At 56.0% G+C, this 14668-nt stretch carries 11 protein-coding genes; 3 read left to right on the top strand and 8 right to left on the bottom strand.

All coding sequences use genetic code 11. From position 1 onward, the window contains the following. Positions 1–245: 245 nt before the first annotated feature. From HMPREF3016_RS05785 to HMPREF3016_RS11310, 7 genes are all read right to left on the bottom strand, one after another. Positions 246–2429: a S8 family peptidase gene (locus tag HMPREF3016_RS05785; RefSeq protein ID WP_070740874.1), complete on the bottom strand. Its 2184-nt coding sequence runs from the start codon at positions 2427–2429 to the stop codon at positions 246–248. A gap of 514 nt (positions 2430–2943) precedes the next feature. Further along, the gene (gene purM, locus HMPREF3016_RS05780; RefSeq protein WP_070740872.1) at positions 2944–4089 is read right to left on the bottom strand and encodes a phosphoribosylformylglycinamidine cyclo-ligase; all 1146 of its coding nucleotides are present in this window, start codon (positions 4087–4089) and stop codon (positions 2944–2946) included. A 7-nt stretch (positions 4090–4096) separates the two neighbouring features. Next, positions 4097–5896, bottom strand: coding sequence for an amidophosphoribosyltransferase (purF, locus tag HMPREF3016_RS05775; protein ID WP_048754105.1), 1800 nt, complete (start codon positions 5894–5896; stop codon positions 4097–4099). Between the two features lie 216 nt (positions 5897–6112). Continuing rightward, positions 6113–6484 (bottom strand): hypothetical protein, encoded by a 372-nt coding sequence (locus HMPREF3016_RS05770; protein WP_048752692.1) that lies wholly within the window; start codon positions 6482–6484, stop codon positions 6113–6115. 143 nt (positions 6485–6627) lie between these two features. Next, a complete protein-coding gene (locus tag HMPREF3016_RS05765; protein WP_070740869.1) occupies positions 6628–7059 on the bottom strand; it encodes a sterol carrier family protein in 432 nt (143 codons plus the stop codon). Then, positions 7056–8117 carry an asparaginase gene (locus HMPREF3016_RS05760; protein ID WP_070740866.1) on the bottom strand — a complete coding sequence of 354 codons (1062 nt, stop codon included), beginning with the start codon at positions 8115–8117 and terminating at the stop codon, positions 7056–7058. The genes HMPREF3016_RS05765 and HMPREF3016_RS05760 overlap by 4 nt, the downstream gene beginning before the upstream one ends. A 46-nt stretch (positions 8118–8163) precedes the next feature. Then, positions 8164–8484 (bottom strand): PQ-loop repeat-containing protein, encoded by a 321-nt coding sequence (locus tag HMPREF3016_RS11310; RefSeq protein ID WP_070740863.1) that lies wholly within the window; start codon positions 8482–8484, stop codon positions 8164–8166. Between the two features lie 288 nt (positions 8485–8772). Here HMPREF3016_RS11310 and purD point away from each other — a divergent pair, with 288 nt between their 5' ends. From purD to HMPREF3016_RS05740, 3 genes are all read left to right on the top strand, one after another. Further along, positions 8773–10056, top strand: coding sequence for a phosphoribosylamine--glycine ligase (purD, locus tag HMPREF3016_RS05750; protein ID WP_070741133.1), 1284 nt, complete (start codon positions 8773–8775; stop codon positions 10054–10056). A gap of 239 nt (positions 10057–10295) precedes the next feature. Then, a complete protein-coding gene (locus HMPREF3016_RS05745; protein WP_048754102.1) occupies positions 10296–11222 on the top strand; it encodes a phosphoribosylaminoimidazolesuccinocarboxamide synthase in 927 nt (308 codons plus the stop codon). A gap of 253 nt (positions 11223–11475) precedes the next feature. Then, positions 11476–13179 (top strand): hypothetical protein, encoded by a 1704-nt coding sequence (locus HMPREF3016_RS05740; RefSeq protein WP_070740860.1) that lies wholly within the window; start codon positions 11476–11478, stop codon positions 13177–13179. A gap of 434 nt (positions 13180–13613) precedes the next feature. Here HMPREF3016_RS05740 and HMPREF3016_RS05735 read toward each other — a convergent pair whose 3' ends face one another. Beyond that, positions 13614–14438 carry a FadR/GntR family transcriptional regulator gene (locus HMPREF3016_RS05735; RefSeq protein WP_070740857.1) on the bottom strand — a complete coding sequence of 275 codons (825 nt, stop codon included), beginning with the start codon at positions 14436–14438 and terminating at the stop codon, positions 13614–13616. Positions 14439–14668: the final 230 nt, after the last annotated feature.

The raw sequence follows: 14668 nt of genomic DNA, 5'->3' as shown, positions 1-14668 counted from the left end.
CTACATGTTGTGTAGAGCGGACAGGCACGTTGCGGTTATTGCCCTCATCAATTACTCAAATAAAAACCCCGTGTATTGAGTATGGATGAGATTTGTATGATGTCCTATATCATAGACATGCATCACATATAAAGTAAAATTTTATGTAGATTTAAGATTGCGCATATTTTCTCTATTTCACTTCTTACTAAAAAGGCTCTTGACGTATATCAAGAGCCTTTTTATGCGTTATCCGTCAGGGGATTTTAGTAGCGGTAGCGTACGTCATAGTAGCCGTAGCCGCGGTAGCTGTTACCCCAGCCGTAGGAGTACGATGCCCACCACGGATGCCCTGAACGGTGCATCCACGGGGTGTTGTGCCAGCTTCCACGGTGTCCGCGGTGGTATCCCCAACCGCCCCAAGAACCGTATCCGTAATCCCAGCGGTTCCATGCACCGTATCCCGACCAGGGATCGTACCAGGGGCTGGGGGAGTAGTAGCCTTGACCCGGGTAATCGTACCAGTACCACCATGAAGGAGGCGCTGGCTTATAAGACTCCGAAGGCGCGGGTGTGGGTTTCTTGGTTTCCACAGGAGCCGGGCTCGGCTTAGGAGTCTCAACCGGTGCGGGCTTGGTAGGCTTCGGTGAAGGTTTGGGCTTGATCGGCAGAACCGGCAGCTGTTCCTCATATGGAGGCAGCGTGGGCAGCGGCTTCGACGGAGGGGGCGCAATCGGGCGTACAGGCTTGCTCGGCGCAGGCGTTGGGGTAGGTGTGGGCGCAGGCTCAGGCTTTGAGGTTTCAGCCGGTGCCGGAGTAGAGCTGTCGGACGGAGCAGGCTCAGGCTTAGAAGGTTCGGACGGAGCAGGCTGAGTCGGTGCAGGGCTCGGCCGTTTCTCCGATTCTACGAGCTCATCGACCTTATCCATTGCCTTAGCCGCATCTATAATGCCGGCGCCGCAATAGTCACGATCACAGGTGATCGGGTTAGCGGTGGATTTCAGAATATCCAGAGCCTTCTCGTAGCTCAGGTTCGGGTATTTTGACCGCATGATGGCAATCGTGCCCGCAACGTGAGGAGCCGCCATCGAGGTACCCTCATATTCGGCGTAATCTTCCTTCTCGGGAACAGTCTTGCCTTTATTCACCAGCGAAAGAACGCCCACACCCGACTGCCTAAAATCGCCGCCGGGGGCGCTGACGGCAACGGTCGAGCCGTAGTTAGAGTAGAGTGCACGTGAATTTCCAGGGTTGCTTGCACCCACGTTAATCACGCCGTTACAGCTGCCGGGAATTTGAGCCGAAGCATTCTGATTTGAGTTTCCGGCGGAGGTTACGATGATGCTGCCGCGCTTATTCACGGACTCGATGGCACGGTTGTAGGTGCGCGAGCATTTCCCGGCACCGCCCAAAGACATGTTGATAACCTGCGCGGGGTGCTGGTTCGCGGGTACACCCCTCACGGACCCACCGGATGCCCAGATCATTCCATCGATAATGTCTGAATCGTAGCCGCCGCAGGCACCCAGGACGCGCACCGGCACGATCTTGGCCTTCGGGGCTACCCCGGCAATACCGATGTTGTTGTTGCCGACGGCCGCTATAGTCCCCGCAACATGGGTGCCGTGCCAGGTTGAATTGGTGGCTTTTGCCCCAGAACCGCACTGCCCTTCAGTGGTCCAGTCGCCTTCATCCTGCGGGTTATTATCGCGTCCGTTGCCATCGCGTGCAGCGGAGGCATCCGACACGAAATCGTAGCCGGGCAGCACATTCTCATCCAGGTCTGAATGCTTGGTAACGCCGGTATCGATCACGGCAACGGTCACCTGGTGATCCCCTGCGTGCTTCAGTGCATAGTCGGCTTTGATGGTGGTGAAACCCCACAGGCGTGACATCTTAGGATCGTTGAAATCGACCTTGTCCGAGCCGGGGAGGCTACCGGTGGGCTGGCGTTTGAGATCCGGCTCGACCGAGTCCACCTGCGGGTTCTCGGCGAGCGTCTGCATATACTGCTTTGCCTGCTGCGCATTCAGAGGCTTCGATAGAGAGACCACCGAATCATTCTGCGCGGTATCACGCACATAGGTGGTTTTAACGCCGAGGAGCTCGTCAAGCGAATTTACGCTCTTCTCGATGCCCTGGTAGAGTTCGGGAACAAACTCGGAGTATTCGCCAGATTCCAGTCCCGCGATATCAAGGTTGTTCTTGGCCTGGTCGGCATAGTTGATGATAAAGCGGTCATAGCCCTGTTCCTGCTGCTGCACCGAGGTTGCAGTCAGAATATCCTCAGTCTGTGAGGATGCAGGAATTCCGGTCTTCGTTGATACCGGTGATGCGGGTGCGGCGTGAGCGGACGGTGCGCAGAGCCCTACCATCAGGGATGCGATACCCGCTACGCTCAGCGCCGCTATGCGGGTCCGCTTCACCGTAGGGTGTTCGATGAGTGACATGAAATGTCCTATGTTCAGTTATGTGTGAGTGAAATATATGTGATGGCGAATTTGTGATTGAACTCGTCATCAAAAAATAGAATATAGGGCGTTTTGAAAAAGTGCATCTTGAAAGTATTTCAACTCAAAATATTTTTATATATTTCGCACTAAAATATATTTACACATAAAGTTTTACTATTAAAATATTGGTGAAATCCTTGATTTTACACGGCAGAACCAAGGTCTAATTTATTCTCCCAAGAAAAATAATAATGTATTTAATATACATCACACTATCTGGTATACGAGATTTAGGGTCTTGGAATACTTTAAAGTTTTCCGAAAGTGCAAGATGATAGGTAGCCAAGTATTGAGTGAAGATTTAAAGTCTGCACAAAATTAGCTCGTCGTCTTTCAAACTCGCTGAAGCCTTACACAAAACGCGAGCAGATGATTCGTTAAAAATCATCCGCTCGCGTTTTATAGATATAGGGCAGGGGAGCTACAGCGTAAAACCCTGTCAGAGCGCAGGCTAGACCGCGTAACTGCCGTAAAGCCGCACTGCGCCTCCATCAACGCCCTTGGCACCCTGCACATAGTCAGGGTTATTCAACTCGGGGTCGCCAGCCTTCACCACATCCCCCATGATCCAGGATGAAATACCGCGCTCATTCAGACGACTCACCGCAGCATCCGCCACCGCAGGATCAACAATCGCAATCATGCCCACGCCCAGGTTCAGGGTGCGCTCCAGATCGGCGAGTGGAACCTGACCGAGCGAACCGATAAGCGAGAAAATCGCGGGAATCTGCCAGGTTGAACGATCCACGCGGCCCTCCAAGCCCTGCGGCAAAACACGCGCCAGATTAGCGGCGAGACCGCCTCCGGTCACATGCGAGAACCCGCGAATACCGTGACCGGTCTGCCCGTCGGTACCATTGACCGGGAACGCAGCCGCCAAATCCAGGCAGTCCGCCGCATACACGCGAGTAGGCTCTAAAAGCTCCTCGCCCAAAGTACGGCCGAGCTCGTCCACCTGACGATCCAAGCCCCAGCCCGCCACATCGATCACCTTGCGCACCAGCGAGTACCCGTTCGAGTGAATACCCGAAGAGGCCATACCGATCAGCACATCGCCCTCGCGCACGCGATCGGGGCCGAGCAGTTCATCGGCCTCCACCAGACCGGTTGCGGCACCGGCAACATCGTACTCATGTTCAGCCAAAAGCCCCGGATGCTCCGCCGTCTCGCCGCCCACCAGCGCGGTACCGGCAACCTTGCAAGCCCCAGCAATACCCCGCACAATATCGGCAATACGCTCGGGAACGACCTTGCCTGTAGCAATATAGTCGGTCATGAAAAGGGGCTTCGCGCCGCACACCACAATATCGTCCACGACCATACCCACTAGGTCGTAGCCAATCGTGTCATGAATATCGAGCGCCTGCGCGATAGCAACCTTCGTGCCCACACCATCCGTAGAAGTCGCCAAATAGGGTTTGCGGTATGAGGATAACGCCGAAAGATCATACAGCCCGGCAAAACCGCCCACGCCGCCGATCACCGAAGCGTTGTGAGTCGCCTTCACCGCATCCTTCATCAGCTCGACGGCGCGGTCGCCCGCCTCAACATCAACGCCAGCGCTTGCATAGGTTACAGAGGTGCTGTTTTCGCTCATGGGTTTATTAGTCCTTCGGGGTTATAGGGCGTGAATTAACGTGTGCGGAAACCAAGTCTTCCTCGGTCAAAAGCGCTTCAAGATCGGCGTCGGGACCGGGGTTGCACATGCCCGGTGCCGGTTGTTGAGCTTCCTGAACAGACTCGACGGATGCGGATGCCCCAGAGCCAGCCTGCGCCTGAACCACCGGAAGCGCTGCGGTATCGAACTTGTTCTCCAAGGTATCGGTACCCGTGCGGGTTTCAATGGAGACAGCCTCCGCATGCTCGGGCTTATGAGGAACCGGTCGTTCCACGGTTACCTCCGCCGCCTTACCGGCGAGCGGACCGCCCTTGCCTTCTTCGGCATCGAAGAGCGATTTGCCGCGGCGCTCCTCCGAGGGAAGCTCAATCGGGTATTTGCCGGTGAAGCAGGCCGTGCACATGTTTTTCGCGGGCTGCTCGGTTGCCGCCATCATGCCGTCTTCTGAAATAAAACCGAGCGAATCGGCACCGAGAGAAGCGCAAATTTCGTCCACTGAAAGACCGTTTGCGATCAGCTCTGCGCGTGAGGCAAAGTCGATACCGTAGAAGCAGGGCCATTTCACGGGTGGGGAAGAGATACGCACGTGAACCTCTTTCGCCCCGGCCTCACGAAGCATACGCACTAGGGCTCGCTGGGTGTTGCCGCGCACGATCGAATCGTCAATGACAATCAGGCGTTTGCCCGCAACCACAGATTTGAGCGGATTCAGCTTGAGCCGAATACCCAACTGGCGAATGGTCTGCGAAGGCTGAATGAAGGTACGCCCCACATAGGCGTTCTTGACTAGGCCGTTACCGTAGGGAATGCCGGACTGCTCGGCGTAGCCGATGGCCGCAGGGACGCCGGATTCTGGCGTGGGCATCACCAAATCTGCTTCGACCTGGTGTTCACGGGCGAGTTGGCGCCCCATTTCCACGCGGGATTCGTAGACAGAGCGCCCCGCAATCGTGGTATCCGGGCGAGCCAGGTAGACGTATTCGAAGACGCATCCGGCGGGTTTTGCCTCAGCAAAACGGTGTGAACGCAAGCCATTTTCGTCGATCGTAATAAGTTCGCCGGGTTCAACCTCGCGCACAAAGGATGCACCCACAATATCGAGTGCCGCAGTCTCGGAGGCAACTACCCATCCCCGCTCCAAACGCCCCAGCACCAGCGGGCGAACGCCCTGCGGGTCACGCGCCGCATAGAGAGTCTGCTCGTCCATGAACGTGAGGCAGAATGCGCCTCGCAGGGTGGGCAGCAGATCGAGAACGGCTTCTTCTAGAGAATCAAAATCGTGCTCGGCTAAAAGCGCGGTTACCAGTGCGGTATCGGTCGTATTACCCTGCGCCAGCTCACCAAACGCCGGGGGCTTGCCGCCGTTCTTCTGCAGCAGCTTATCGTAAAGATCAGCCGAGTTCGTCAGGTTGCCGTTATGCGCCAGGCAGAGCGTGCCGTGCGGGGTGGTGCCCAGAGTCGGCTGAGCGTTCGCCCAATGGGATGCGCCGGTTGTGGAGTAGCGCGCATGCCCGATAGCGTGTTCGCCCGGCATAGAGCTGAGCGTGGCCTCATCAAAAACCTGAGACACCAGCCCCATGTCTTTATATACGTGGATGCGCTTGCCGTTGCTCGTTGCGATACCGGCGGATTCCTGTCCGCGATGCTGCAGTGCATACAGGCCGTAGTAGGTTAGTTTTGCCACGTCCTCACCGGGAGCCCAGACACCAAATACGCCGCAGGCGTCCTTGGGTCCGTGGTCTATCGGATCGAGATCGTGGGTGAGTTTTCCGTCAGGACGAATCAATTCACATCTTTTCGACGTTGGGACTGCGGGAAAGTCTTGTCTGCGCGCGGGTGTGTGAGCCGCTGAGCAGCTGTACCCTCGGGGAGTACACAGACATTTCTAGTCTACCCTCTTTCACGCCACTCTGTGGTGTACGCTACGAAATTTAACGCCCGCAGGGGTGATGAATATGTCACGTGTGGCTGCGCCAAGCGTTTTAGGATGCGCCGCTCGCTTCTATTCATCCTCTTCTTTGGACTCTGGCTCAACTCGCGCCGTTAAGGACTTTTTGAGGGATCGGCGGTCAAGCCACAGGGCCACGAGGGCACCCAATGCTACGCCGACGGCACCGTAAATAACCGCGATAACGCCGAACACCGATGTTTCAGAATATGACGGATCTCCTGGACCCAGGATCACAGAAATAAACGCCGCAATAAGTCCGATGATGAGCCCCAGCATCATGAAAGCTACCACCGACGGGGCACGGCGAACCCGCACCTGTGAGTACTCAACCTCGGCTTCAGGGGATGCTTCAGCTTCGGGCGTGGGGGAAGCTGGCTCCGAAGAATCAGAGTGGGAATTAGAAGGTGTGTGTGCGCTACTCATGTCTTCAAGTCTATCTTTTGGGGTGAATCCTGCCTAATGATTCTTGGTGACGGCGGGGTGCGGACAACGTGGCTGAAGGAATGTTGTCTGCTCTAGGGCGTGCGCGATAAGACTTGAGGTGCCGTTGTCAGGTAGCTCGGCGCCTAGAACAACGGGAAGTAGCGGGATAGATTGCTGCGTTCGCCGCTGGCGGTCAGCAGTCCGGATGCGCTCGCATCGTCCCAGGTCAGGGCACCGGCAGCCAGCGCGCACCAGATGAACCCGCTCGTTTCGACTACGCTCGGCGGGGTGCCGCGGGTATGGCGAGGCCCGGCAATACATTGGGTAACCCCGTAGGGCGGAACCCGAACCTCCACACTGTTGCCGGGGGTGAGCGTGGCGAGCTCTTCAAGGGTGTACCGCACAGCGGTAGCGCGCACGCCGCGCGGCAGGCGAGCGAACGAGTGTTCTATATCGGCTCGATTTTCCGCACTAATAAGCGGTTTTTCTCCGGAAAGCACAGTATCAAAAACCTGTCTAACCTGTGCAAAGGCGACCGCGCCGTCAACCTCCGAAACTCGACGGCGCACACTCACGCGCTCTCACCCACTAACGGCTCCAGATCCGCACCAGGAACCCAGCCTCCAACCTCGCGGGGCGCATTATCCTGCACGCCACCAATCACGGGGCGAGTCACCTGCGGAAGAAGCTGCTGCACCTGCTCGGAAGGCAGATGCCCCGTAGCTTCCAGAGCCCACAGCGCTACCGGGTAGGCGGCACGGGTTGCACCGTCGGAAATCTTCACAGCCACAGACGCGCCAGAACGCAGACCCACACACAGTACCCCGGCGGCGCCGCTCTTGACGACCGCATCCAGCTGCTCACTCAACACCGTATCGGGCATGCCGGGGGCCTGGATCAGCTCGGGGTAATCCACCATCGCGGTCGCCACGGTTGAGGCGCGCGCATCCGCATCCATATTGCGAATCGCTGTTCCGAGCGTCGAATAGGCACGCGCCAGACCCAGAGCTGAGACCGCTGCGACGGGGGCACCGCATCCGTCAATGCCCGATGTGCCCACAGGCTCGCCCGTAAAACTCGCGATCTCCTCAGCAATCATGCGCTGCAGCGGATGCTCAGGGTCGCAGTAATCCTTCATCGTCCACTGGCGCGAATCCGGGTCTACAACCGAGCGGTCCAGCTGCGCGGCACACGCCCACAGAAACCCGGCATGCTTACCCGAACATGGATGCGCAAGCGGAGTCTTCGCCAAATCCGCGCGTACCATCTGTTCGTGCGCGTGCGCATCAGCGGGGTAGGCGGTGGGGCAGAGCAGAGCGGTCGCATCAACACCGGCGCCCTGAAGCACGTCTTGAACCGCGCGCATCTGCTCGAATGTTCCCTGATGCGATCCGCACGCGATCGCTACCTGCGCGCCACGCAGCGGCGCCCCCGATTTGAGTGTACCGATAGCCTGCAGGGGCTTGAGCGCCGAGCGGGCAAAGAATGGCTGGCTCATGTCTCCGAGGGCAAGATCGGTGGTGCCTTCGGGGGAGAGCACCACCACAATACCGTGGTGGGTCGTCTCGATCAGATCGTTACGAGTCTGAAATACGAGTTCGGCGTCTGTGAGGGAAAGCTGAGGAGAAGTCATATACCCACAATAATAGTGCTAAAAATAGAAATTCTAGCGGATAAAATCACATGAGTGCGGTGATGGCTGCCGTACCGCCAAAAATAATGCCGGGCGCATTCGCAATCACGATGGGCCAGTCTTTCTTCTGGCGCCACAAACCGTATGCCACCCACAGCGTGCAGTTAATGCCGGCAACGAGTGGCTGAATCCAGTCGCCCTTATGGCCGTTGATATTGCCGATAATTTGCGGGAAGTAGAAGACGTACATGAGCACCGCGGTTACGGATGCTACGCGCGCCAAAACCGGAAAAAGTCTGGCGTGAATATCGGATTCGCTGTGCGTATCTTGGGTGGGGGCCTGAACGCTGGAATTTTGTGTGCTCATGAGGGTCCTTTCGTCTGTGTAGTATGCCCTGCGATGCGCCCGACCAGTAGAACAGACCGTATTCACAAGACAATTTAGCCTACTCCCGCCCCTGGAATGACGCAAAATGCAGGCCACGGTGGCCCTAAAACTATCCTGCTAAAAAGAGCCTTTATGCGAATAAAGCGTTAAAAACACCGCTTTATTCACATAAAGGCTCTTTTTACGGCCTGAGGGTGGGAACCCCACGATACGGAAGAGCGCCGAAACCCCCGCCCGTGCCGCACCCGACACGGTACCCTTATGTACATGAAGGTTTTGGTACTGGGCCCCGGCGGCCGCGAACACGCAATTATCCGTGCGCTTGCGCGCGATCCACAGGTGACCGAAGTTCATAGCGCACCCGGCAACGCGGGCATCGCTCAGGACGTTCCGGTACACTCCATCGACGCCAATAACCCCGAGCAGGCCGTTGCGCTCGCCCGCGAGCTCGCCGCAGACCTGGTGGTTATTGGCCCTGAGGCACCTCTAGTCGCCGGTGTTTCTGATGCCCTGCGCGAGGCAGGCTTCGCGATCTTCGGGCCCTCTGCGGCTGCGGCACAGCTTGAGGGCTCCAAGGCATTCGCCAAGCAGGTGATGGAAGAAGCAAACGTACCGACCGCCCGCGCCTTCGTCGCCACAACCGAGGCCGAAGCGGCGCAAGCCCTTGATGAATTCGGCGCCCCCTATGTGGTGAAAGACGACGGGCTCGCCGCGGGTAAGGGCGTGGTTGTCACCGAGAACCGGGACGCTGCCTTAGAGCATGCGAACGCCTGCTTTGCCGCTGGCGGTTCCGTGGTGATCGAAGAATTCTTGGACGGTCCCGAAGTATCGCTCTTCGTCATCAGCGACGGAAAGAACGTGCTCCCGCTGTCTCCGGCGCAGGATTTCAAGCGCATCTTTGACAACGATGAAGGCCCAAACACCGGCGGGATGGGCGCCTACACCCCACTTGACTGGCTGCCCGAAGGATTTGTGGACGAAGTGATCGAAAAGATCGCCCGCCCCACCATCACGCGCATGGCAGAACGCGGCACCCCGTTCGTAGGTGTACTCTTCTGCGGGCTCGCCGTTACCAGCCGCGGCGTGCGCGTCATCGAATTCAACGCTCGCTTTGGCGACCCCGAAACCCAGGCGGTGCTGGCACGCCTGCGCACCCCGCTCGGGCAGCTGCTCCTTGCGGCATCCCGCGGCGAGATCGCCGAAGACACCCACCTGGAATGGGACCCCCGCACTGCCGTAGACGTGGTCATGGCGGCAGAAAACTACCCGGGAACCCCGCGTAAGGGCGATGCGATTGCGGGGCTTGAGAGCGCATCCGCTATGCCCAATGTGCATGTGGTGCATGCCGGAACTGCCGTCGCGGGCGAAGAGATTGTGACGGCGGGCGGTCGTGTGCTCGCTGTTGTGGCCCTGGGCGATACCCCTGCCCAGGCTCGCGATGCCGCCTACGAAGGGGTACGAGCCATCACCTGGGAAGGCGCACAATACCGCACCGATATCGCTCTCAAAGCGGTGCAGGGGGCGATTACCGTGCCCGAACTCCGCAACTAACCGCTATATTCCCGCGAGCAGGTCGTTTTTTTTGGCCGAGCCGTACCGGCTCGACCAAAAAACGACCTGCTCGCGGTGTATCCCAGGCGGGCGCCAAGTAACAGAACTTAACAGCCAACCCCGAGAATACCGTGTTACGGTCTCATCAGGATTCACATATCGCGGGATGTGGGCATTGTCCGGTAAGGTAAAGAATAGGTAAACACGCCGCGCACATTCGCCCCACAGGAGAACTCCCCATGAATTCCCGCAACAACCCACCCATGATTCCGGGGTGGACGCACGTCTACTCAGGTAAAGTACGCGACCTTTACGTTCCCGAAGAAAGCCGCTACGACGCCGCCGGGCTAACAGTCAGTGATGATGCTGAAATCCGCGCAGGCTCCGTCATGGTTGTCGCCTCTGACCGCATTAGTGCCTTCGATAAAATTCTTCCCACCGAAATCCCCGATAAAGGCAAAATCCTCACCCAAATGTCGCTGTGGTGGTTTCAACAACTTTCGCATATCCCAAACCATGTGATTTCAATCGATGTGCCCGAATCAGTCGCAGGGCGAGCCATGATATGCAAATCGCTCAATATGTTCCCGGTCGAGTGCATTGTGCGCGGCTATCTGACGGGCTCGGGGCTCACAAGTTACCGCGACACCGGAAGCATAGCAGGCATCGAACTCCCGGCGGGGCTTGTGGACGGGTCACGCCTCGAAACCCCAATTTTCACGCCGACCGGCAAAGCCGAAGTAGGCCAGCACGATGAACCGGTAACCCGCGAAGAACTCTACGCCGAAGTAGGGCACGCAATCGGTAACCGCCTAGAAGAACTCTCACTCGAACTCTACAGCACCGCCGAAAAAATCGCCCGCGAGCAGGGCATTATCTTGGCAGACACCAAAGTCGAATTTGGAACCGACTCTTACCGCGGCGAAATCACCCTCGGCGACGAATTGCTCACCCCCGACTCCTCACGATTCTGGGATGCGAGTGAGTACGAACCCGGAAAGTCCCAACCGAGCTTTGATAAACAGTTTGTGCGCGACTGGCTGCGCTCGCCGGAATCGGGCTGGGACGGTTCGGATAACGTGCCTCATCTGCCTGAGGATGTGGTTGAGAAGACCCGCGCCCGCTATGTTGAAGCCTACGAGAGGCTGACCGGCACGAAGTTCTAGATAGACTAAATGCGCGAGCAGATAATATTGTGACGAGCAGATAACGGGTTGATATCTGCTCGTCACAATATTATCTGCTCACGGGAGTTTCCTACGCCAGATGCTCCTCATGCAGCGTTGCTCTTTTTACCTAGAATATTATGTACTCAGGGGTAAATTCTGGTGTTTTAGGGAAAAATTTTCCCAAAACACCCTATATTTTTGTTAGCGTGGTGCAAATGCGGGTCACTGGTGTAAAAAGAAGGGGAGGGTCATGCTCAATACAAGTAACACTTTAGACGAGGAATTCGGAGAGAGTATTCCCGCAAGCGTTGATGCTCCGCATATCCGGTTTGCGCCAAAAGAGACGAAAGAAGCATTCGAGCTATACAGAAAATCGGTCAACCAAAAGGATAGGCAGAGCGCAGCTGATGCAGCGTCGCGTGCTGAAGCGGCCGCCAAGCAAAGCCTCTCTGAATTGTGTGGAGCGCTGCAGAACGTTAGTCCAAAAGCAGCCATCCAACTTCTTTATGGAGAGCGTCATGACTGTTTGTATGATTATATGTTGCCAAAGGGCGGAGAGATATTTTCGCTATCCCGAGGAGCATGGCTAATCGGTGTTTATGGCAATGGCACGGATAACAGCCGGTATGGTGCTCTCATAGCCTTCAACAAGTACGTTCGATGGGTTGCCGCACATCTAATCAAGCGTCACATCGCTACCTTTGCTGATCTGGACGACACTGAGTGCCTCGCATCTTTCCTCCCCAGTCAACTTGAAATAAGTCGACTGGTTGAGCCTGAAACTCGAATGATGTGGATTGTGGATGAGATCTCAGCGTCAATAGGGCGATGGGTAGACAACAACCTTCCTACCGTATCTGATCTGATCGGATCAAAACCAATGGAGGTTGCAGCTGAAAATATCCACGAGGCTGTCAGCTCACTTTGGTCTGCTTATAGTGACAAGAAAACGGCTATAGAGGAACCATATAGTGCGACTTTACTAAAAGACATTCCGGAAGGGCTGATCCGCGCACTCACCGCAAGACGACCTACAGCGTTAAGTGAAGCAAGCGTGGAAGAAGCACTGCTCGGAGAAGAGCCGACAACTACCCCCTTCGTCCACATTGAGGACACTACCTGGGTTTTGAATCGATCGGCTTGGCTAGATCATCGCGACGATGTGCTCTTTAGATTTGCAATGAAAGAGAGTCCACGTGATAAAGAAGGCCAGGTATTTGAAGATGTTACAGCATCTATGCTTCGCAAATGGGGGCCTCGCGAAGTCGCATGGAAGTCCTCTGTAGATCTTCTTTCCCCAAAAAGCAGGAAGTGCAAGGATGAAATAGACATATTCGGGTGTTCGGACGATATTGCTTTTATTGGCGAATGCAAGGCCAACCGGCTTTCGAGAAATAACTTAAGTGTCGGTGTCTCTTTTGAAACGGTAGTGTTGGACAAAGCTGTCTCTCAGCTTGAAACGCGGATAACCCATTGGTATGAGGGATGGAGGCCTGACGGGATAAATCCATGCAAAGCCAGTGAAGTAATTGGGTTTGCAATAACGTTTTCCAGCTACGGTGGAATGCTCTGGCAGTCCGAGAGTCTGATCAAGGAAGATGCCCCAGTACAACACGCAGTCATTCCGTTGCATTCTTTGATTTTTGCGATGAGTATTCTCGACGGTCCTCAAGACTTGAAACGGTACCTTGAGTACAGAGAAGCTTTTATCACGAGTGGAGCGGTGAACCATGATGAGCTTGAATATATGCTCACATTTATTGCCGCATTGAAGGGTCTTAAAGTAACCATTCCTAAGAATTTGCTTGATGAGAACGCCCGAATTCTTTTTATACAGTACGAACTGGATGAGGAAGGTAAGTCGATTGATCCCCGTAAGTACTCTAACCAGCAGGATTGGAAGCAACAATTTCGGGATGATCTATGGGATAATAGCAAGCCAGTCAATCTATGACTTGGCTGATTCGTGACCCATCTCTATATGTGAAAGCGCAGCGATCGGCTCCAGACTCCTTTGAAGCTGTTTGGTTTATCTGCTGCGAATCATGATGCCAGCTATTTTGCCATTGTTGAAGAGATAACAGTCTCAAAGGCGTTATAGACTAGGCGCCCTGCCAGAAAGATGCGCAACGGCACTACCAACGGTTAACGAATCTGCCCGATCGTGCCGTAAAAAAATATTCCCGATAATTTTCCTTTTGAGAATTATGAAAAAGCATGCGGGAACGCACATCTTACGGGGAACTACAACCCTATGCCGAACGAGTTAGCCGAATCCCCAACCACACCTATGCCTTATCTTCTCCAAGCAGTGGAGCTGATAGGGCACAACGTAGCGAAGGGATAGAAAACGTTCCCGCTTTGTGCCTAATGTATATGAGAGAGCTTTTACGCCAGATGCTCCTCATGCAGCACCACCTGATGCGGCAGCGCATCCGCATCCATTACCTGAGCCTGCCGTTCTCGCTGTTGGTCGCGGGCACGGTCTGAGAGCGAATAGAACCATTTGATATGCTCGCACACCCGCTCATAGGCGGCGTCCTCGTCACGGGTGGAGATCGCCTCGTAAATGCCCCGGTGCTGGTCTTGAAGCGTTTGCTTGACGGAATCCCAATCGCGCAGCAGCGGCACCGCCTCCTGCACGTAGCTGATAGTCGCCATGTGCAGTGAATCGATCACGGTATCGAGCACAATGTTTCCGCCCAGCTTTGATAGTTCGTAGTGAAAGCGGGTATCGCAGAAATGGAAACGCTCGTTCGAGACCTGCGGAAGATCCATCTCACGCAGATGCTCGCGGGCGTTCTCCAGCGCCAGATCGCGTTCGGGGGAGTCGGGGGCGTTTGCGGCGGCACGTGCAGCCGGTCCTTCCAAAAGTAAACGTGTAGAGACCACATCTTTGACCGGCAGGTTGCGGGTGGCAATGTGCATGCGAAGCGCCCAACTGAGCGCATCTGAGGGCTCAGAAATAACGATAGCGCCGGATTTTGGGCCCGAACCGGTGCTGGAACGAATCAGCCCCAAAGCCCCCAAAATACGCAGGGCCTCACGCACCGATGGGCGTGAAATACCGTACTGTTCGGCTAGGGTGCGTTCAGATGGTAGCCTGTCGCCCACACGCAGCTCCCCCAGACGCAGCCTGCGTTCAAAGTTTTCGAGCAGGATGCTGTAACTACGCTCTTGCATGATCGTCCCTGAGCCTGTTGTGCGCGTCATGAGTATGTCCCATTTCGTGTGAAATCTGAAAGTGACTTTTAGCTTGTGCAACTCTCCAGGGTGCAAAACCCTGTGGGTGGGTGCCTGAGGGCGTGTACGCCGCCTGGGTGGGTTCGTCATAGAACCACGCCCAATGTTGTGCTCTGCAAGCCTACAGTATTTTTATGATGCCCGCACTGCCTTCCGGTAGTGCAGCGGCGGGGCGGCGCACCCTGTGGTGCCCCGCCCCG

This window comes from Rothia sp. HMSC065D02 (assembly GCF_001815285.1).
Taxonomy (GTDB): domain Bacteria; phylum Actinomycetota; class Actinomycetes; order Actinomycetales; family Micrococcaceae; genus Rothia; species Rothia dentocariosa.
Note: the sequence above shows the minus strand (reverse complement) of the source record. Positions and strands in the feature narration are given on the sequence as shown.